Origin of the sequence: uncultured Arthrobacter sp. (assembly GCF_902805515.1) — a bacterium.
Lineage (GTDB): Bacteria > Actinomycetota > Actinomycetes > Actinomycetales > Micrococcaceae > Arthrobacter_D.
In genome coordinates this window covers 1-450 of the sequence record NZ_CADCTE010000188.1, presented here as the reverse complement: position 1 = coordinate 450, position 450 = coordinate 1, and the positions used below count along the sequence as shown (strand labels likewise).

1 protein-coding gene is annotated in these 450 nt (G+C 71.8%); it reads left to right on the top strand.

Annotation, left to right across the window (positions count from 1 at the left end; translation table 11 throughout):
* Positions 1–450, top strand: a 450-nt coding sequence (locus QZX79_RS17175) for a type 1 glutamine amidotransferase domain-containing protein (RefSeq protein ID WP_294570237.1), incomplete at both ends; no start/stop codon positions are given.

Sequence of the window (450 nt, the reverse complement as noted above, 5' to 3'; positions counted from 1 at the left end):
GGCGTCGAGACCGTGCTCGCCTCCCCCGAGGGCGGCCAGCCCCCGCTGGACCCCGCCAGCAACCAGCCGGACTTCCAGACCGACATGACGCACCGCTTCGAGGCCGACCCCGAGGCGCAGGCCGCACTGGCCAACACCGTGCGCCTGGACTCCGTCTCCGCCGCGGACTTCGACGCCGTCTTCTACCCGGGCGGACACGGACCGATGTGGGACCTGGCCGAGGACAAGACCTCCAAGGAGCTGATCGAGGCCACGCTGCGTTCGGGCAAGCCCGTCGCGCTTGTCTGCCACGGGCCCGGTGCGCTGCGCCACGTCACCAACGAGGACGGCACGCCGCTGGTCCAGGGCCGGGCCGTCACCGGCTTCGCGAACACCGAGGAGGAGGCCGTCGGCCTGACCGACGTCGTCCCCTTCCTGCTCGAGGACGAGCTGAAGAAGCTCGGCGGGAAC